The 19,617-nt window shown below is 39.6% G+C and carries 17 protein-coding genes; 15 read left to right on the top strand and 2 right to left on the bottom strand.

Annotated elements, in window-relative coordinates:
• Positions 1 to 13 precede the first annotated feature (13 nt).
• From BN1356_RS08125 to BN1356_RS08070, 13 genes are all read left to right on the top strand, one after another.
• Positions 14 to 301 (top strand): hypothetical protein, encoded by a 288-nt coding sequence (locus tag BN1356_RS08125; RefSeq protein ID WP_093650896.1) that lies wholly within the window; start codon positions 14 to 16, stop codon positions 299 to 301.
• 33 nt (positions 302 to 334) lie between these two features.
• A complete protein-coding gene (mnmL, locus tag BN1356_RS08120; RefSeq protein WP_093650895.1) occupies positions 335 to 1,273 on the top strand; it encodes a tRNA modification radical SAM protein MnmL/YtqA in 939 nt (312 codons plus the stop codon).
• Between the two features lie 64 nt (positions 1,274 to 1,337).
• On the top strand, positions 1,338 to 1,895 hold the full coding sequence (gene mnmM / locus BN1356_RS08115; RefSeq protein ID WP_093650894.1) for a tRNA 5-(aminomethyl)-2-thiouridylate-methyltransferase MnmM: 558 nt from the start codon (positions 1,338 to 1,340) through the stop codon (positions 1,893 to 1,895).
• 1 nt (position 1,896) lies between these two features.
• Entirely contained in the window at positions 1,897 to 2,133 is a 237-nt protein-coding gene (locus BN1356_RS08110; protein ID WP_093650893.1) for a hypothetical protein, read from the top strand.
• Between the two features lie 42 nt (positions 2,134 to 2,175).
• Entirely contained in the window at positions 2,176 to 4,221 is a 2,046-nt protein-coding gene (locus BN1356_RS08105; protein ID WP_093650990.1) for a cation:proton antiporter, read from the top strand.
• Positions 4,222 to 4,538: 317 nt separating this feature from the next.
• Positions 4,539 to 4,817 carry a hypothetical protein gene (locus BN1356_RS08100; protein ID WP_093650892.1) on the top strand — a complete coding sequence of 93 codons (279 nt, stop codon included), beginning with the start codon at positions 4,539 to 4,541 and terminating at the stop codon, positions 4,815 to 4,817.
• Positions 4,818 to 5,053: 236 nt separating this feature from the next.
• On the top strand, positions 5,054 to 5,320 hold the full coding sequence (locus tag BN1356_RS08095) for a DNA repair protein (RefSeq protein WP_093650891.1): 267 nt from the start codon (positions 5,054 to 5,056) through the stop codon (positions 5,318 to 5,320).
• Complete coding sequence (gene lepB / locus BN1356_RS08090) at positions 5,313 to 5,885, top strand: signal peptidase I (protein WP_093650890.1); 573 nt, start codon at positions 5,313 to 5,315, stop codon at positions 5,883 to 5,885. Before BN1356_RS08095 ends, lepB begins: the two co-directional genes overlap by 8 nt.
• Positions 5,886 to 5,921: 36 nt before the next feature.
• Positions 5,922 to 10,280: an InlB B-repeat-containing protein gene (locus tag BN1356_RS08085; protein WP_342666768.1), complete on the top strand. Its 4,359-nt coding sequence runs from the start codon at positions 5,922 to 5,924 to the stop codon at positions 10,278 to 10,280.
• Positions 10,281 to 10,304: 24 nt separating this feature from the next.
• On the top strand, positions 10,305 to 11,822 hold the full coding sequence (locus BN1356_RS12475; RefSeq protein ID WP_141651837.1) for a SpaH/EbpB family LPXTG-anchored major pilin: 1,518 nt from the start codon (positions 10,305 to 10,307) through the stop codon (positions 11,820 to 11,822).
• A gap of 22 nt (positions 11,823 to 11,844) precedes the next feature.
• Positions 11,845 to 12,711 (top strand): class C sortase, encoded by an 867-nt coding sequence (locus BN1356_RS08080; RefSeq protein ID WP_093650889.1) that lies wholly within the window; start codon positions 11,845 to 11,847, stop codon positions 12,709 to 12,711.
• A gap of 4 nt (positions 12,712 to 12,715) precedes the next feature.
• Positions 12,716 to 13,378 (top strand): hypothetical protein, encoded by a 663-nt coding sequence (locus BN1356_RS08075; RefSeq protein WP_093650888.1) that lies wholly within the window; start codon positions 12,716 to 12,718, stop codon positions 13,376 to 13,378.
• 19 nt (positions 13,379 to 13,397) lie between these two features.
• Complete coding sequence (locus BN1356_RS08070; RefSeq protein WP_245620325.1) at positions 13,398 to 13,958, top strand: sortase; 561 nt, start codon at positions 13,398 to 13,400, stop codon at positions 13,956 to 13,958.
• 508 nt (positions 13,959 to 14,466) lie between these two features.
• Here BN1356_RS08070 and BN1356_RS08065 read toward each other — a convergent pair.
• Positions 14,467 to 15,246, bottom strand: coding sequence for an ABC transporter ATP-binding protein (locus tag BN1356_RS08065; RefSeq protein ID WP_093650886.1), 780 nt, complete (start codon positions 15,244 to 15,246; stop codon positions 14,467 to 14,469).
• 171 nt (positions 15,247 to 15,417) lie between these two features.
• Between BN1356_RS08065 and BN1356_RS08060 the strand changes: the two genes are divergently transcribed.
• Both BN1356_RS08060 and pflA read left to right on the top strand, forming a co-directional pair.
• Positions 15,418 to 16,752, top strand: coding sequence for a hemolysin family protein (locus BN1356_RS08060; protein WP_093650885.1), 1,335 nt, complete (start codon positions 15,418 to 15,420; stop codon positions 16,750 to 16,752).
• Between the two features lie 209 nt (positions 16,753 to 16,961).
• Positions 16,962 to 17,750, top strand: coding sequence for a pyruvate formate-lyase-activating protein (pflA, locus tag BN1356_RS08055; protein WP_093650884.1), 789 nt, complete (start codon positions 16,962 to 16,964; stop codon positions 17,748 to 17,750).
• 48 nt (positions 17,751 to 17,798) lie between these two features.
• Here pflA and BN1356_RS08050 read toward each other — a convergent pair whose 3' ends face one another.
• A complete protein-coding gene (locus tag BN1356_RS08050; RefSeq protein WP_093650883.1) occupies positions 17,799 to 19,496 on the bottom strand; it encodes a M3 family oligoendopeptidase in 1,698 nt (565 codons plus the stop codon).
• Between the last annotated feature and the right edge of the window lie 121 nt (positions 19,497 to 19,617).

Raw genomic sequence — 19,617 nt, 5'->3', positions numbered from 1 at the left:
AGGAGGATTTAACATGAAAAAAATGAAGTTTGACTTTATTGCTCTCTTTGTAGGAGGCTGTTTTTTCTTCATCTACTTGATGATGTTTGAGAAGTCATTTTTTGAATTTCCACAAATTATCGGTACCTTGTATTTCTTTGTGTGTATGATTTGTTTTTCCTTGGTTTTAGATCATTTTGAAAATGAATCGTCTTCAAAATTGCCAGCTATTTTCTATCGGTTGATTTATCTGGGCTTATTTGCGATTTCACCGATTTATTTCATCTATCTCATCCTTCAATCCAAGGATAAAAATGAATAGAGCACCCCGTTTTTATACAAAAATATGCTATAATTGAAAGATATGAAACGCTACAATACATTAAATGATTATTACCGCAAACTTTTTGGAGAGAAGATTTTCAAGGTACCAATTGATGCCGGTTTTGACTGTCCCAATCGGGATGGAACGGTGGCAAAAGGGGGCTGTACTTTTTGTACGGTGTCTGGCTCTGGGGATGCTATCGTGGCACCAGATGCCCCTATTCGTGAGCAGTTTTATCATGAGATTGATTTCATGCACCGCAAGTGGCCAGAAGTTCAGAAATATCTGGTCTATTTCCAAAACTTTACCAATACCCATGACACAGTTGATGTCATCAGAGAGCGCTATGAACAGGCCATCAATGAGCCGGGTGTGGTGGGGATTAATATCGGGACGCGTCCAGATTGTCTCCCTGATGAAACTTTAACTTACATTGCAGAGTTGACAGAACGCATGCATGTGACTCTGGAATTGGGCTTGCAGACGACCTTTGAAGAAACGTCTAAGCTCATCAACCGCGCCCATTCTTATGAGCTCTATGTGGAGACGGTCAAGCGGGTTCGTAAGCTGGCACCAAAAGCGGAAATTGTGGCTCATTTAATCAATGGATTACCGGGTGAAACCCACGAAATGATGGTAAAAAATGTCCGCCGCTGTGTGACCGATAATGATATTGACGGCATCAAATTGCACCTCTTGCATCTCATGACCAATACCCGTATGCAACGTGATTTTCATGAAGGAAGACTGCAGCTGCTTAGCCAAGAAGAGTATGTTTCCATCATTTGTGACCAGTTGGAAATCATTCCAGAGCATATGATTATCCACCGCATCACAGGTGATGCTCCTCGACACATGCTGATTGGTCCCATGTGGAGCCTCAACAAGTGGGAAGTCCTCAATGCCATTGATAAGGAAATGGAGAGACGGGGGTCAGTGCAGGGGTGTAAACTCAAAGTGTTAGAGTAGTCATGCTCTGAGTCTGGAAATGAGGAACTGTGAGAGCAGTTCTATTTTAAAATAAGGAGATTTTATGATTAAACGCCCTATCCACCTTTCCCATGATTTTTTGGCGGAGATCTTAGATAAAGAAGCGGTGGCAGTTGATGCGACGATGGGCAATGGGAATGATACGTTGTTTCTAACTCAACGTGCGAAACTTGTTCATGCCTTCGACGTTCAGGAGCAGGCTCTGGAAAAAACCAGTCAGCGTTTGGCAGAAGCTGGTCTCGATAACGCCCAACTCCATCTGATAGGTCATGAGCACCTAGATGAGTTTGTTAAAGAGCCAATCCGAGCCGCCATTTTTAACCTTGGTTATTTGCCATCGGCGGACAAGTCTATCATCACCCAGCCGGCTACGACCCTAGTTGCTATTGAGAAAATTCTGGAGCGATTGGAAGTAGGTGGTCGTATTTCCATCATGATCTATTATGGGCATGAGGGTGGCGATATGGAGAAGGATGCTGTTCTAGAGTTTATCAAAAAACTACCGCAGGATAACTTTGCCACCATGCTCTACCAGCCGCTCAATCAAATCAACACACCGCCATTTTTAATCATGGTGGAGAAATTAACAAAGGAGAACTAGTGTGGAAACGCAAGCCGTTAAGGAAAAGATAGCCCAAATGAAGTCCAAATATTTGGATGAAGCAGCAGCTGATCAGGAAAGGAAATCAAGTTTTTCTGATGAGAAAAAAGCTTCTGCTATTAAAAAGAAACTGGTTCATTTGGAATCGCTTCGGTGCCAGAAAATGCGTTCTGGTGAAGATTTGGCAGAAGTTGAAGCCAAGATTTCAAAATTGAAGACAGATTTTAAATCTCTCTAAGTTCAAATAGACAAGGAGGTAATTGTGACAGTTACCCTATTGATGATCTTATTTTTATTTACCCTTATTTTATCCAACATTCTTAATCGTATTTTTCCTAAAATGCCCTTACCCTTGATTCAGATTGCCTTGGGTGTTGTCATCGGTTTTTTCAATCAGGGAATCGATTTTGTTTTGAAACCAGATATTTTTCTAGCCTTGATTGTAGCTCCCTTGTCCTTTCGGGAGGGGCAAGAAAGTGATGTCTCCAGCCTCATTAAATACCGAAGTATTATTGGTTACCTGATTTTACCAGCTGTTTTTGTACCAACTGTTTTGCTTGGACTGGCGGCCAATTTCTTTTTACCAGCTACCATTTCTCTAGCAGCCTGTTTTGCTTTGGGGGCAGCACTGGGTCCGACTGATGCAGTGGCTTTTATTTCCTTATCTAAACGTTTTGCTTTTTCCAAGCGTTTGGAGGAAATCCTCAAGATGGAAGGTTTGCTCAATGATGCTAGTGGCTTGGTAGCCTTCCAATTTGCCCTAACAGCTATGATGACGGGTGCCTTTTCTCTGAGTCAGGCTAGTTGGCAGCTCGTCGTTGCTATCTTGGGTGGCTTTTTGATAGGGATCTTCTTTGCACTCTTGGACAGAGCACTTTTAGATTTGTTGGAAAAATTCGATGCAGCCGATGTGACAGGTGCCCTTTTATTAGAACTATCTCTGCCTATCGTCTCTTACCTAGTAGCTAGTTTACTTGGGGTTTCCGGAATCATCGCGGTCGTCATTGCGGGTCTTTCTCAAGCCAAACGCCTCAAGAAAGTCAATCTATTTGATGCAGAGGTTGATCGAGTTAGCCAAACGATTTGGAATACAATTAGTTTCATCCTAAACGGTTTTGTCTTTTTAGTTTTCGGTTATGAATTGACCCGTATTGTAGAATCAGCTCTCAGCAACCCTGCTGTCAGCAATCTCCAGCTTTTAGGGCTAGTGATCTTGTTTACCGTCCTCTTGTTCCTGATCCGCTTTGTCATGATTTTTATTTATTTTTTCATCCGTTGGTGGAAAAAAGGAAGAAAATCCCAACTTGCTTGGCATGATATGATGATTTTGACTTTTTCAGGAGTCAAAGGAACGGTTTCGATTGCGACTATACTTCTCTTGCCCCAGGCCATTGGGGCTTATCAATATAGTCTCATTCTCTTTACCGTTGGTTCGGTGACCTTGCTTAGTTTCTTGACAGGGATATTAATTCTCCCTATGCTTTCTGAAGCTAAGCAGGAAGCAGCAGACACCGATTATGTTACTTTGCTGGCTATTTTGAACGATGTTGTTGCTGTCTTGGAAGAAGATATAGAAGTTACAAATGATAAATTTCCACTTTATGTGGCTATCGATATTTACAATGAACGCATTAAAAAATTAATTTTATTGCAGGAAAGCAAAGGTGTGAAGCAGGAGTTAGCATACCTGCAATTGATGGTCTTGGAAGTGGAAAGTCATGGTCTGGAACATGCCTATAAAATGGGACAAATCGGGATAGAGGAATATAGGATTTACCAACGCTATCTCAAATATTTGGAACGGACAATCGACCGTGGATTTGTCTCTAGTTTCCAATATGTGATGTTGATTGGCTTACGTGTTGGTCGCCGACTCCTACGAGAACTACTGACTCTAGGTCCTAGTTTACGCTCCATTCTTAGTGGAAAACCAGCTAAAAAACGCCTGAGTCAAGCCAGTAAGGATAAGTTATCGGACCTCTATCTCTCCAATACCGAACTGGTTATGGAAGGCTTGGAAAATCTAGAAGGTATTTACAATCAATTTTTGATCGAATACCTGCAGCGTTCCCGCTTACAAGACGCTCTGATTATTGAGTCTGGTCACTTTGTTGAACGGATTATTGCGCGGTTTAAGCCTGAAAATATTGATGAGATGCTGCGTGCTTATTATTTGGAACGCAAAATTATCTCTGAATACCAGGCTAAAGACCTAATCACGAGACGCTTTGCCAAACGACTACGCAGCAATGTTAATAAACTAGAAAGCTTCTCTCTCAAGGAAAGCGATGATATTTTACCTCATGACTTGAAAAATGCGGATTGAAAAAGAAAGATCGATTGATGGAAAATAGGTTAGAAAAAGTTGAATTTAAAAATGGCTGAATACGACCATCAAATTTCTCTATATTTTAGGTTAGGCCTCATTTGGAAACACTTTTCAAATGAGCTATGTTCCACTCGACATTTATATTTTGATATTTTTGAGAAGAGTTTGGAACAGACAAAGCTGATAGAAGCTGGAAGAGGGTAAGTTAAACTATCAAAAACAAATCAGGTGGCAGTTGATAGATCTTAGTTCGCTAAGATGCGAAGTTGAGTATTGGCAAAAGGCTATTAAAAAGTTAGAAAAAGGAGTTTTATATGAGATTTACTGTAAAAAGAAATACTGGCATGGTTGGTCTTGCCATGAAATTGGATGTCTATGTAAATGGTGAAAAGATAGATCGTTTAGCCAATAATGAAAGTAAAGAATTTGAATTTACTGGTGAAAGTGTTGAAGTCGGAGTCGGACAAGGATTTATTCGAAGTAAAACTATCACCGTCAAAGAAGGAGAAACAGTTATCGCTAAGAGTTCTTTACTTGGAAACTTGTTTAGCTTCTTTGGCAGAAGCAGCTTCTATGTGGAAATTGGAGATTAGCATAGCTTTCCATGACTACTAATCAGATTGAATAAAATAAAACTCCATCAAAATTAAAAAGTCAGAAGTCATTCAAATGAGACTTCTGGCTTTTTAGATAGATGTCTATTTACTTTCTTTTTTTAACATTAACTAGACGAGTGAAAACATTTGCTTTAAAATTAAAGCTTTATTTAGTGGCAAAGTTGTGGATTCTTGCTATAATAGGAATAATGTGTTTTTATCAGGAGGGAAGAATGGAAGCGGGTCATTTAAAGAAATTAAAGCGAGATCAGCTACTAGAATTGATGCTGCAGCAGCAAGAAAAAATTGAAGAACAAGAGGCGAAAATCCTCGAGTTGCAAAATGAATTGAACCGTAAAACGATTACTCTAAAAGAATCGGGTTCCATCGCAGAAGCAACCCTTGCTTTGAATGGTGTTTTCGAGGCAGCTCAGGCGGCAGCAGACCAATATCTATTGAGTATTAAAGAAAAGAATTCACAAGGAGAAAAAGATGAATAGTCGTGGGCTAAGTTCTAAGGAGTTATCCCAAGAATTAAATCGTGTACGATATCGTCATCGATTTTGGACAATTGTTAGAAATACCCTCTATGTTTTGATGGCAGTCGCTTCAACAGCTGTTCTGATTGCTGTTTTGTGGCTGCCAGTTTTACGAATTTATGGACATTCAATGAATAAAACTTTGGCGGAAGGGGACATTGTTGTTACCCTAAAAGGTTCTGAGTTTGACAGGGGAGATGTAATTGCCTTCTATTACAACAACAAGGTGCTGGTGAAACGTGTAATTGCTGAATCGGGAGACTGGGTTGAAGTCAATTCAGAAGGGGAAGTTTACGTTAACCAGAAAAAATTGGACGAACCCTATGTATTGGAGAAAGCACTAGGAGAAAGTAATATTAAGTATCCATACCAGGTCCCAGACGGTCAAATCTTTGTTTTGGGAGATAATCGAGCGACATCGATTGACTCACGTAATACCTCAATCGGAGGTGTTTCTCAGGAGCAGATTGTTGGTGAGATTGCTTTTCGAGTGTGGCCGCTAAATGAAATTGGACCAATTGACTAATGAATATGAATAAAAAATAGTAAAGGAGGTGAGCGTGTGGATAAGATTTATAGAGTGGTATTAGATTCTATTAAAAATCAAAAATACAAATACCGATGGAAGAGTGCCATGTGGTCAGTGGCACTCTTGACAACCTTTTTAACGACTTATTTTCTCATTCTTCCTGCTATTACTATTGAAAATCAAACAGTAGATCAAGCAGGGATTCAGCTAGAACAGAAAGATACGACTCAAGAAGAAGCTAGTTTTGAATCGAGTGATTCGACAACCCAATCCCCAGCTATTAGCGAGACTTCGATTGAGATTGCCTCATCGGAGGTAAGTCAAGAAACCTTACCATCATCTACTCAAACACAGGTGAGTTCTATTGAAAACTATCTTGATACTACTTTGACACATCAAGGACAGGGTTATCAAGTTAAAGTAGTGGTTGGAGCTGATGCTCGATTGCCTCAAGAAACAAGTTTACGAGTACAAGAAATTGAAAAAACAAGTGGTGAATACAAGACATATAAAGAACAAGCTCTGGAAAAGGTTGAACGAAAAGAATCAGATATCAAGAGCATAAAACTATACGACATTAAGCTCATGGTAGGTGAAAAAGAAGTTCAACCTCAAGCTCCGATTCAGGTGGAAGTGCTATATGATGAACCAATTGAAGTAACTGATGAAGAAATTGAGATTGTTCACTTTAAGGAAGATGGACAACTAGAGGTTCTTAAATCTAAAAATACGGAAGAAACAAAAGCAACAACTAGTGATGTGGCCTTTGAAACCGGTTCATTTTCTGTTTATGCCATAGTACAACCTGATGGGACAACAGTTCCTCGTATCACCTATCAGTTTGAAAATGCGAATGGCTCACCGTATTATTTTAAAACATCTACTGGGACGGATACCAATATCCAGATTGTAAAAGATGGAGAAAGTCTTCACGGTGTAGGTATCCCTTATGTAGGTGATGACCAACATTTTAATGGCTGGTATGAATATAATCCAACGACAAAGACACTGGGTAATGAAGTCTTGATTGAACATCCCATTGTAGTTTCGGAAGAAAAAACAGTGATTGTACGCCCAAGTTATGGACGTGTTGCCTATGTTACTTTCTATAATGATGCCACAGGCAAAGCTATATTGGAGCAACACCAGGTTGCGATACAGTATGGACCCGGAACCGTTGACTTGTCTGAACACATGGCACCAGCTCCTTCCTCAACTGAAGTTTTTGCTGGCTGGTCTTTGAGTCCGGGCGGTCCTATTGTGAAGGAAAATGTTAAAAACTATTCAATTACTGGCGACACAAAATTTTATCCAATTTTTAAAGAAGCCAAGAAAATTGAGTTCAATACTGGTGATATCGGAAATGGTGCCCCTTATGTAGCTCCTAAGTACGTACTGGAAGGTGAACTGGCAAACTCAGCAAAACCGACAGATCCGATACGAAATGGTTATACCTTTGGTGGTTGGTATACAACAGAGACTGGTGGCACTCAATTTAATTTTTCTTCAATGGTGACAAGTGATATCATTCTTTACGCTCGTTGGATACCAGCAACTGCAAACTATACGGTTGTTTTTTGGCAACAATCAAAATTGGATAATAAGAATGCAGGTGCTGGACAAAAAACCTATGATTATGTGGGCCAAATTAATCGAACAGGAACAGTAGAATCTACAGTTTACCTACAGCAGTCAGATTTTACTGCTCCGACTGGATTTTATTATACAAGCGCCAGAGGTGAAAGTGGTACAGTTGTTCGGGCAGATGGTTCATCTATCATCAATGTCTATTTTGATCGCAGATTGATAACAATGCGATTCTTAAATAACAACTATTATAATACTTATAGTGGGATTCCAAATGTGACTGATGGTCTTTGGACAAGCTCAACCTATGCCAGATATGTAACGACTTATACTGGTTTATATGGTACAAGCTTGGCAGAGAATGGTTATACATGGCCATCCAGTGGAACTCAAAACTGGGCCTATTATGGAACAGGTGGTGCACAACCTGGAATGTCCTATCTTGGTGAATTTATTTTACCGAATGATTCATATTTTGCAAATGAAACACGATTTTTCCGTAGGGGAACACAAGCAGTTCGATACTATTTCCATAAGCAAAATACTGATGAGAGTTATAATAACAATCCCACCGATACTGGTACTGGTCAAACGGGCAATTTTACTTTTACAGAGAAATATACCGGTTTCAATGTAGCTTGGTATACTAGAAATTATGCAGGTACCAATACCCATTATGACACATCGTGGAGACGTGCAGCGAATGGTGCCATTACATATACATATGATACAACTTATGGCTATCCCTTGGATTTGTATATCCGATTTGAACGAAAGAGATACAATATCCATTTCTTGGATCCTTTGAATAATAAAGATTTAGTCAATTTTGATCCAGTAAGTGTCTTGTATGAAGATACTATTGCTAAATATCAACCGAATACAACCCTTGTCAAACCAACGCCAAGTCTTCCCGGATATAGATGGAATGGAAAGTGGTACAAAGACCAGACCCTGACGCAAGAAATTGATTGGTCAATAACCATGCCTTCTCATGACTTAAAAGCTTATGCGGGTTGGGAAAAAATTCGCTACAATATTGTCATTGATCCAGGTGGAGGAGAGTTACTTGATACACAAGCGACTTACTTTAAATTGAACTATGGTGAAAAGATTACGGAATATGCCAATATCACGCGGAACTATGTTGAAGATCCCAATGGTGAGTATTACTATCGCTATGATAGGGAAGATGGTGAAAAGACTGATGGGCGTCATGCTCATTACACGAAAAATCCAACCGAGCCAAATGTTGATACCACGAAGCGCTACCGTTATGAAGAAGATGCGTATAAATTAATTGGTTGGTATTATGTTGATTCAGATGGAAATACTAGACCATATAATTTCTCGGGTGTAGTTGTTGGTGATACTACTTTAAGAGCTGTATGGCGCCGAGTTGGAGAATACCACGTGGTATACAGCCCAATAGTATATGGTTTAGATGGTAAGCCTATTTTGAAAGGTGACGGAAGTAATGTTCAAGCTACTAATCTACCAACTGATTCAAATAATTATGATGACCAATCTCACTCAGCCATGTTGACACGTCCAACTGCTTCGTCTGATTACCGTTTCCGCGGTTGGTATTATGATGGCAAAATCTATAATCCACATGACTCCTTTATTATTAAAGCTTCCTTAGCGGATTCAAATAAGAATATTACTATCCACCCTGTTTACAAACCTGTTGCAGATTTGGAAGTAAAAAACACTAAGATTGTTTATGATGGGAATGGTGGAAGTAAAAAGATTACCCAAAATGGTACAGTAGCTGAGGTGACTCAAGTCACAATTGATCATTTAGATGTGAATAGTGTGGTGGAGACTCCTGATGACAGTTATTTCAAGAGGATCGGTTATAATTTAATTGGTTGGAATGAAAATAAGACAAGCGCAACAGCTGGTCAAGTTCAATTTGGACTTGGACAAAAAGTCGGTTTGGATAATCGTCCAGATGAGAGTAATACCCTCTATGCTGTTTGGGAACCGAAGGTTTACACCATAACGATTACAAAAAAAGTAATCGGCAATCAATCTGATAAAAATCGTACTTTTACCTTTACGCCAAGTGACAATTTGCAAGATGAAAACTTCATGCTTAAAGATGGGGAAAATAAAACATTTATCAATATCCCTTATGGTACAGAAATCACAATCGATGAACAAGAATATAGAGATTTTACAAGGAAGGAGACAGTGACGCATCGAAATCTTGCTTCGGGAGAAAGTGAGCGAACATATGAAGCTAATGGCTTAGCCGCTTTGACAGTTGATGGTGATATTGATATTGTTTTTACCAACACACGAAGCCAACAACGATTGGCAATTCAGAAGGTTAGTGTAGAAAACATAAACCAGCCTCTCCAAGGAGCGAAGTTTAATATTTATCGTGAAGCTAGTGATGGTAATATGGAAGAATCACCTCTCTATACTGGATTGACTAGTGATGGCAATGGTAATTTACGATTAGACAATGCAAATTATATAGTGGCTCCTCTTGGAAATTATTACATTGTTGAGACTAAAGCACCTGATGGCTATAACTTGGAGAAAGAGGCTATGCGAGTGTCTGTTATGAGTGATTCTGTAACTCTCATTCAAAATGGGAATAGTGCACCGTCTTCTTCTAGTTTCCTTGAAAACGGTGAGAAACTGTTCACTATGAAAGTGACCAACTCGCGCGGTGTTGAACTTCCAAATACAGGTGGCATTGGTCGCCATATATTTCTTGTATCTGGATTGATCTTAATTCTTCCAGCGATACTTATTTTGAAAAAAAGAAAAATAACCCGTATGGAATAGGCCATACTAGAAAATAGGAACATTATGAAAAAACAACTCGTAAAAGGTTTACTGACTGCTAGCCTTCTTCTAGGTGCAGTAGCACCAATTGCAACACAAATAGTTTTTGCAGCTGACAATGGAACAATCACTATTGAAAGTACACAAAAAGGAGCTGTCTATTCTGCCTACAAAATTTTTGATGCAACTGTCACTAATCCAAATATAAATAATGGTGCTGTTTCTTACACTGTTCCAGCAGATCGTGTAGATGCCTACAAAGCAAGTGCTAACTTTGAGGCACTGTTCACGCTCACTACAAATGGTGGCATGACTTATGTTACAAAAAAAGAGACTGCAACGGATGCACAGATTGCTGAGTGGGCTAAAACAGTTTCAGCAGGTCAACCAGTTGCGGCAACTGTCACAGAAGATGCAGCTGGTTCAGCAGAATTAACAGTGCCTTATGGTTACTACTATGTCGGCACTACAGCAAACAATGGTGCAACTATTATGGTAACATCTGCTTCACCAAATGCGACGATTCGTGAAAAAAATAATGAACCAACCTGGGGTGATTCAGATAACCAAGGTACATCAGGTAAATCAGTGGATGATAAAGTAAAAGCAGTTGGAGAAGTGATTACCTACACTTTGAACTATAACAATGCAACTTATTATGCAAATGGCAATAAAGTTTACCAGTATGTTGTTAATGATGCACTTCCAGCAGGTGTTGATTTCAATGAAGGATCTGTAAAAGTAGAAGTTGACGGACAAGCACTTACAGAAGGTACAGGAAAAACAACCTATGTGTTAAACCAATCTGGAAATGGCTTCACCGTTACAATTCCATGGGCAGCGACTCAAACCATGACAACTCATAGCGGTAACGTTGTTGCAGGTAGCACAGAGGCTGGAAATCTTGGAGATAAAGATGATTTTTACTACAAACCAATTTCAAATATAAAAGTCACTTATACAGCAACCATGTTGAAAGCTGCTACAGAAGGTTCTTCTGAAACAGATACAAATAAAAATACAGCCTACATTAACCCAAATGAACTAAAAACAGATAAAGGTTCATCAGCGACAGTCTATGACGGACAAATCACAGTTGACAAAGTAGCAGCAGGAACAAATAACAAACTGAAAGATGCTAAATTTGTTTTACGTAAAAAAGATACAGGTCAGTATTTGAAATTAGAAGATGCTACTGAAAATGTAACTTGGGTAGCGCGTGATGCAGCGCAGGTATTTACAACGGATTCTCAAGGTGCCGTAACTATTTCAGGTTTAGATGAAGGTGACTATGAATTAATTGAAACAGAAGCGCCGGCAGGTTATAATTTATTGCAAGATCCAATTGCAGTAAAATTGGCTTTTGATGAAAATCCTGCTGATGGTGATACATTGCTTGTTACTTCTAAAATCGAAAACAAGACAGGTGCAGAATTACCATCAACAGGTGGAATTGGTACAACTATTTTCTACACACTTGGTGCAGCGCTCGTTATCGGTGGAGTTGTAATCTTGTTAGCACGTCGCCGTATACAAGACTAAGGAATAAGGACAGAGCAGACGGATGAAAAAATTAACAGATAAGGTTATTTCCTATCTGCTTATTGGTATTATTATTACGGGGATAGGCCTTTTGGTCTATCCTTCCTTGGCAGATTATTGGAATTCTTTCCATCAGTCGCAAGCTATCATGAAGTATCAGGAGCGTGTGACTGATTTGGATACTAGCCAGTATGAAAAAATACTGGCAGATGCGGCAGATTATAATAAGCAGTTTCTTGATACAGGTATCAAGTGGCATATGACAGATGAGGAACAATCGGACTATAATTCTAAGCTATCTATTGACGATACGGGAAATATGGGTTATATTACCATTCCAAAAATCAATGTGACCTTACCAATCTACCATGGGACAACCGAAGAAGTGCTACAGACCTCAATTGGGCATTTGGAAGGCACAAGCTTACCAGTTGGTGGTGAGTCCACTCATTCAGTCTTATCAGGACATCGTGGATTGCCATCTTCAAAATTATTTTCGGATTTAGACAAACTAAAAGTGGGGGATAGCTGGACTGTCAGTATTCTCAATGAAACCTATACTTATGAAGTAGATCAAATTCGGATTGTGTTGCCCAAAGATTTGAGTAATATCCAGATTGAAGAAGGAATGGACTACCAAACACTTTTGACATGCACACCTTATGGTGTCAATACACACCGTCTCTTGGTTCGTGGTCATCGTGTAGCAAATGAAGATGGCAATGCACTCGTTATTGCGGATGCTATTCAAATTGAACCTATTTATATTGCCCCATTTATTGGTATCCCAGTTGTAATTTTACTCTTACTTCTCTTTATTATCTCTACCAATAAAGAACAAAGACGCAAACGACTCTTCAGACGACAGCTAGGCAAAAGAAAGGACTAGAGTGATGAAAAAATATTTCTTATTATGGGCAATGGTTTTTTCTCTAGTTCTAGGTGGAAAAATAGTAAGAGCAAGTGTCCTAGATATCAATCAAGTAGGTAGTGTTACTATTGAGCCAACTTATGCTGGGCAGATAGTAGAAGGTGGTAATTTAAAAGTATACCAAGTAGCAACAGTTATTTATAAAGATGGACCTAAGGCTTATCAAATTCAGCCCGTATTTAGCGCTGCTAATTTGCTGTTAGATGATGCAAACTTGGATCAATTGAACGCTGAATATGCGAGCCGTTTACAGTCACTTGCGGCATCAGCTCCAGTCTTTAAAGATATAGAAACCATTCCCGCAACTGGTGTAGTTATAGAAGAATTGCCGCAAGGACTTTATCTATTTCTTCAAACACAAGCTGCTCCTGGTTATGAACTGATGAAACCATTTCTTTTGACCTTACCAAAAGATGGCAAGTTAAATGTTGAAGCGACAGAAAAAATGAGCCTTCTTAATGCTCAACCGAGAAAGCCAACGACAGTTATTCCAAATAAAACAAAACAACGAGATAAGGAATTACCCTTCACTGGTCAAATTTGGTGGCCTATTCCTATATTAATAGTGGTGGGTATTGGATTAATTTTATTATCATTTCGAGGAGGAAAAAGCTATAAACACTAGAAAATTTTTTCGATGGATATTGCGCTTTCTTGGACTGATTTGTATTGGAAGTGGTGGCTTTTTAGCTTGGCATAATATAGCAGAAGCTGAGGCAGCGACACAATCCTCTCAAGAGATTGGGGAAATTCTCAATCGTCTCACCAGTAGACAAGTTCCTGTTTCAGAAGATGGTGCTATGCCGATTGAAACAGTTGACAGTGTCACCTATATTGGCAACCTGATAATTCCAAGTGAACAGATCCAATTACCAGTTGCTGGAGACTATAGTTTTGAGCAAATGTATAAAACACCAACTCGCTATAGTGGTTCCTATTATACGGATGATTTAGTTATTTGTGCTCATAATTATAGAAGTCACTTTGATCCCCTCAGAACCATCTCTTTGGGACAAGAAATTTTTTTGAAAACTGTGGATGGACAAACTATTCGTTATATCATCAGCAATCGCGAAGTGATTGAACCAACAGAAGTTGAAAAAGTATTCAAAGATCAGGGTGTGGATGGTGACTGGGACCTTACTCTCTTCACTTGTACACCAACAGGTTTAGCACGTGTCCTTGTTCGCTGTGTACGCATCTAATAAAGATTAAAAATAAAAATTCCTACTTTCTTACAAGTAAGCCAAGGTACCTTGAAGTTCAAACGTAGGTATGTCGAATTTTTATCTGTCTTCCTTGATTTGTAGTATATAATCCACCATCAAAAATGCAACAACAGATAGTGTTTTTTTGATAGAGCATGAGTACAACAACAGGTTTCATCATGGTTTCCATACTATTAGCCTCCCATTCTGTATTTTAACAATGGAGTGGGATGCTAGTGGTATTTTTATATTCATGGCATATTTAAAGTATTCTAAGACTCTTATTTGTTAAGCTTTTATACGGGTTAGGAAAAATATCATTAAAAAGATAAACTTTTATTGTTCAATCTTATCAAAATTAATTTTTTTGCTAAGGGTTATCAGTTAGAAAATGCTTATATTTTATTGTATTATGAAAATAATCACTACTGACCTATTGTTAGCTAAAATAAGAAAGTCTACTTTTTTCCTGGAAAAGCCATAACAGGCTTTTTTTACATTATTTCTACAACCTCGGCTTTATAAACAATCTTTCATCGCCCAAGGGGATCAGGTCCACTTGGTTGCCATAAAAATCTTCCAGCAAGTCAGTTGTCAGGATGTCTTCTTTTGGTCCTTGCGCTAAGACCTTGCCATCTTTGAGGAGGAGGACGTGGCTCACGTCTGCTGTGATTTCTTCAGCGTGGTGGGTAACAAAGATGATAGCTGGAGCCTTGTCCAGTTGGCAGATGTGATGGAGGTGCTTTAGGAGGCGCTCACGAGCTAAGAGATCCAGTCCCACAGTCGCCTCATCCAGTATCAAGAGTTCGGGACTTTCCATGAGACTACGGGCAATGAGCAAGAGCTGGCGCTCTCCTTGCGAGAGGCTGGCGTAGGCGCGCCCAACCAGATGGGCTCCGTCAATACTGGTCAGCATATCAATAGCTTCCTGTAAATCCTTTTGCCCGTACTTGCGATAGAGAATGGAAGACTTGTATTTTCCGGTCAGAACGATTTGTTCGGCTAGGAGGTCTGTAGGAAAGCGCTCAGCTAGGAAAGAGCCTACGATGCCGATTTTAGTGCGCAGGGTGGGGATATCGCCCTTACCAAAGGGGACTCCTAAAACAGTTAGCTCTCCTGATGATTTCCAAAATTCAGCTGTTAAAATCCTCAGAAGGGTGGATTTTCCAGCGCCATTGAGACCTAAGATGGCCCAAGTTTGTCCTTTTTTAAATTCCCAGGATATATTTTGAAGGATATTTTTTCCTTGTCTACGGTAGCTGACTTCTTTCAAGGATAGGATCATTTTTACTCTCTCTTTCGAAACTTTTTTTCATTTTAACATAAAATGAGGATACCTGTGTGATTTCCTTATTTTCTCATATAAAAACTTTCTTTAGACTTAGTGCAGACTATTTCTCTAAATTGAAAAATATGATATAATAGGACTACTATTTTTAAGAATCAGGAGATTGTCATGGAAGACCCCGGTAGTCAGACCATTTACGTGAAACTCATTATTTTGTTATTCTTGACCCTTTTAAACGCCTTTTTCTCAGCTTCTGAGATGGCTTTGGTCTCACTCAACCGTTCGCGGGTAGAGCAGAAGGCTGAAGAGGGGATTTTAAAGTTTGTACGCTTGCAACAGGTCTTGGAAAACCCCAATCATTTTTTATCGACCATTCAGGTTGGTATCACCTTTATTTCTATCTTATCAGGGGCTAGTTTGGCTAGTGATCTTGGGAATATTGTTGCTGGCTGGTTGGGAAATTCAAGTACTGCACAAACGGCTGGTTACTGGGTAGCTCTGGCTTTCTTGACCTATATCTCTATCGTTTTGGGTGAACTTTATCCAAAGCGGATTGCCATGAATATGAAGGAAAATCTGGCTGTTATCTCAGCTCCCATCATTCTAGCTCTTGGAAAGCTAGTCACTCCCTTTGTTTGGCTTTTATCTGCTTCCACCAATCTCCTCAGTCGCATTACACCGATGAAGTTTGACGATGCGGATGAGCAGATGACACGTGATGAAATTGAGTATATGCTGACGAAAAGTGAAGTGACCTTGGATGCCGAGGAAATTGGTATGTTGCAGGGGATTTTTTCACTGGATGAAATGTTGGCTCGCGAAGTTATGGTTCCTCGTACCGATGCCTTTATGATTGATATCAATGATGGCTTGCAGTCCAATATTCAAGAAATCTTGCGACAAAATTTTTCAAGAATTCCAGTATACGATAATGATCGCGATTCTATTATTGGGATATTGCATACCAAGCGACTACTGGAAGCGGGTTTTAGAAATGGTTTTGACAATGTTCCTCTCATCAAAATTTTACAAGAACCGCTCTTTGTACCGGAGACCATTTTTGTAGATGATTTGTTGCGTCAACTGCGCAACACTCAAAACCAAATGGCCATTCTCTTGGATGAATATGGTGGGGTTGCTGGTTTGGTGACACTAGAAGATTTACTAGAAGAAATTGTTGGTGAAATTGATGATGAGACCGACAAGGCAGAACAATTTGTTCGTGAAATTGCTGAAAACACTTTTATTGTTTTGGGAACCATGACACTGAATGACTTTAATGATTATTTCCAAACCAAGCTCGAGAGTGATGATATTGACACTATTGCCGGTTATTATTTGACCGGTGTTGGAACTATTCCTAGCCAAGAGGAGAAAGAGACTTTTGAGCTAGATAGTGCTGATTACCATCTTGTCTTGATGAATGATAAGGTCAAAAATGGTCGGGTGACCAAACTTAGATTAGTGATTACAAAGATTGAAGACCAAGAAGAAAAAGATTGATTTCTTTATCCTAGGTAAAAAAGAACTCTAAAATGGTTTCTTAAGGAAAATTTTAGAGTTTTTTATTTGTCCAAATGGGATTTATGGTAAAAATGAGTTTTGTCTGACCATCCTATCTGGCTTCGGATCTAGGACTGTAATCTTACGTTTTCTTTCGTTTTTTACCCTTAATCATGCTATAATAGGTATATAGAAAGTAGGATGAGGAAATGGAAGAAGTTGATTACAGGAAAGTAACTGGTTTGGTTCATTCAACTGAGAGCTTTGGAGCCGTAGATGGGCCAGGTATTCGCTTTGTTATTTTCATGCAAGGCTGTCATATGCGTTGCCAATACTGTCACAATCCAGATACTTGGGATTTGGTCAATCCGATGGCAACAGAGCGCACAGCTGAGGATGTTCTCAATGAAGCAATTCGCTTTAAAATGTTCTGGGGTCAAGAAGGTGGAATTACGGTTTCTGGTGGTGAAGCGACTATTCAGATTGACTTTTTGATTGCTCTCTTTAGCTTGGCCAAAGAAAAAGGCATCCATACTACTTTGGATACCTGTGCCCTGACTTTTCGCAATACCCCTCGTTATCTGGAAAAATACAGTAAACTGATGGAGGTAACCGATCTAGTGCTTCTTGATATCAAAGAAATAAACCCAGATCAGCATAAGATTGTGACCGGCCACAGTAACAAAACCATTCTAGCTTGTGCTCAGTATCTTTCTGATATCGGAAAACCTGTTTGGATTCGTCATGTCTTGGTCCCTGGTTTGACGGATAGGGATGAGGATTTGCTACAATTGGGAGAATTTGTCAAAACACTTACAAATGTCCAACGTTTTGAAGTCCTACCTTACCATAATTTAGGTGAGTTCAAATGGCGCGAACTAGGAAAACCGTATCCCCTAGAAGGAACACAACCACCAAGTAAAGCTCGTGTTGAAAATGCCAAGAGGTTGATGGAAACAGAGAGTTACCAAGAGTATCTAGAGCGGATTCGAGAATAAAACAAATAGAGAAAAGCCTGGAATTTCCAAGCTTTTTCTTTTATTTTTTTAGAGAGTTTGATCATCTACACTATCCAGATAAGCAGTTACAGCTGCAATCGTTGCTTCCAAGGCTCCTTCTTTGAATGGGGATTGGAGATTTGCAGCTTCTACAATTTGTAGGAAGGTCTTAGTTCCACCTAGGTCACAGATATGCAAGTAGTCTTGCCAAGCCTGTTCATCTTGGTCCACCTGTGTTCGTTTCCAGAATTGGAGGGCGCAGACTTGAGCCAAGGTATAGTCAATATAGTAGAATGGACTGGCAAAGATGTGTCCTTGACGGAACCAGAAGCCACCGCGTGTCAGGAAATCAGATTCTGAATAATCACGGTCTGGGAGATAAAGGTCGGCCAAGCGTTTCCAAGTTGCCTTGCGCTCTGCAGGTGTCATTTCTGGGTGTTCGTAAACTTCGTGTTGGAAGTGATCGACCAAGACACCATAAGGCAGGAAGAAGAGGGTGCTAGAGAGGTGACTGAATTTGTATTTGTTAACCTCTTCTTTAAAATAATTTTCCATCCATGGCCAGGTGATAAATTCCATGGACATAGAGTGGATTTCGCAGGATTCATAGGTTGGCCAGAGGACTTCAGGACTTTGGATCCAACGAGAACGGTAAACTTGGAAGGCATGACCCGCTTCATGAGTCAAGACATCAATGTCTCCGCTCGTACCATTAAAGTTAGCAAAGATAAACGGACTCTCATAGTCTGCAATATAGGTACAGTAGCCACCCGTATCCTTGCCTTCTTTGGCAACTAAATCGAGCAAGTCGCCTTCTATCATGAAGTCGAAGAATTCACCAGTTTCAGGAGAAAGTTCTTGGTACATTTTTTGAGCACCTGCAACCAATTCTTCAGGACTTCCTTTTGGAGTGGCATTGCCGTCTAAATATTCCAAGGTAAGGTCATAATGTTTTAGACTTGGAACTTGAATGCGTTTAGCTTGGCGTTGACGGAGTTTTTGAACAACAGGGACAACGTGCTTGAGGATTTCTTGGCGGTAAACCTTGACCATATCACGGTTGTAGTCAAAGCGGTTCATCATCTTATAACCGTATTCAACATAGTCTTTAAAACCAAGTGTAGTAGCAATTTCGTGGCGGACTTTTACTAACTGATCGTAAACGCCATCGAATCTTTCTTCATTTTTTTCATAGAAAGATGTGACAATCTCGGATGCCTCTTTACGAGTGTCACGGTCAGTTGATTCACCAAATGGAATCATTTGTGACAGGTTGTAGGTTTGGCCACGGAAGTCCAACTTGGCTGTCGCCATAAGGTTATTATACTGGTCTACCAATTCATTTTCTTTTTGGAACAATGGAATGGCTTCTGAAGAGAAGGTTTGGAGCTGATTCTCAGCCAACATAAAGAAGGTTTCGGGTAAGAGATCTGCCAGTTCTTTACGGTAAGGACTATCTACGATAACACGGTAGTAGTTGGTCGAAAGTTCACTAAAGAGTGGGCTATGCTCGTTCCAAAATTTGGTTTCTTCATTGTAAAAATCATCTGTCATATCGATAGAATGACGAATGCTCCACAGGTTCATTTGGGTATCAATCAGATTGCTGATGGTGGTAATGTCTTGAACGATTTGACGGGCTGTCTGAGCGGACTCAGCTGCAGCTAGTTTTTCTGTCAAATCAGTCATTTGAGTCTTGATATCCTCATACTGAGGACGCGTATAAGTATATTCTGCGAATTTCATAAAAATTCCTTTCTTGTTCTTAATTTCTCTCTCTATCTTACTCTTTTTGTAGTTTCGATGCAAGATGCCACCTAAAAAAGCTTGAAAAAATAAGTAGGTCTGATATACTATTGTCAGGGAG

This window comes from Streptococcus varani (assembly GCF_001375655.1).
Lineage (GTDB): Bacteria > Bacillota > Bacilli > Lactobacillales > Streptococcaceae > Streptococcus > Streptococcus varani.
Note: the sequence above shows the minus strand (reverse complement) of the source record. Positions and strands in the feature narration are given on the sequence as shown.

What these genes read in the sequence shown, in the direction of transcription:
- BN1356_RS08060 (WP_093650885.1), top strand. Translation starts at nt 15,418, where the DNA reads ATGGAAGACCCCGGTAGTCAGACCATTTACGTGAAACTCATTATTTTG.
- BN1356_RS08050 (WP_093650883.1), bottom strand. Translation starts at nt 19,496, where the DNA reads ATGAAATTCGCAGAATATACTTATACGCGTCCTCAGTATGAGGATATC.
- BN1356_RS08105 (WP_093650990.1), top strand. Translation starts at nt 2,176, where the DNA reads ATGATCTTATTTTTATTTACCCTTATTTTATCCAACATTCTTAATCGT.
- mnmM (WP_093650894.1), top strand. Translation starts at nt 1,338, where the DNA reads ATGATTAAACGCCCTATCCACCTTTCCCATGATTTTTTGGCGGAGATC.
- BN1356_RS08065 (WP_093650886.1), bottom strand. Translation starts at nt 15,246, where the DNA reads ATGATCCTATCCTTGAAAGAAGTCAGCTACCGTAGACAAGGAAAAAAT.
- pflA (WP_093650884.1), top strand. Translation starts at nt 16,962, where the DNA reads ATGGAAGAAGTTGATTACAGGAAAGTAACTGGTTTGGTTCATTCAACT.
- BN1356_RS08100 (WP_093650892.1), top strand. Translation starts at nt 4,539, where the DNA reads ATGAGATTTACTGTAAAAAGAAATACTGGCATGGTTGGTCTTGCCATG.
- BN1356_RS08075 (WP_093650888.1), top strand. Translation starts at nt 12,716, where the DNA reads ATGAAAAAATATTTCTTATTATGGGCAATGGTTTTTTCTCTAGTTCTA.
- lepB (WP_093650890.1), top strand. Translation starts at nt 5,313, where the DNA reads ATGAATAGTCGTGGGCTAAGTTCTAAGGAGTTATCCCAAGAATTAAAT.
- BN1356_RS08125 (WP_093650896.1), top strand. Translation starts at nt 14, where the DNA reads ATGAAAAAAATGAAGTTTGACTTTATTGCTCTCTTTGTAGGAGGCTGT.
- BN1356_RS08095 (WP_093650891.1), top strand. Translation starts at nt 5,054, where the DNA reads ATGGAAGCGGGTCATTTAAAGAAATTAAAGCGAGATCAGCTACTAGAA.
- BN1356_RS12475 (WP_141651837.1), top strand. Translation starts at nt 10,305, where the DNA reads ATGAAAAAACAACTCGTAAAAGGTTTACTGACTGCTAGCCTTCTTCTA.
- BN1356_RS08080 (WP_093650889.1), top strand. Translation starts at nt 11,845, where the DNA reads ATGAAAAAATTAACAGATAAGGTTATTTCCTATCTGCTTATTGGTATT.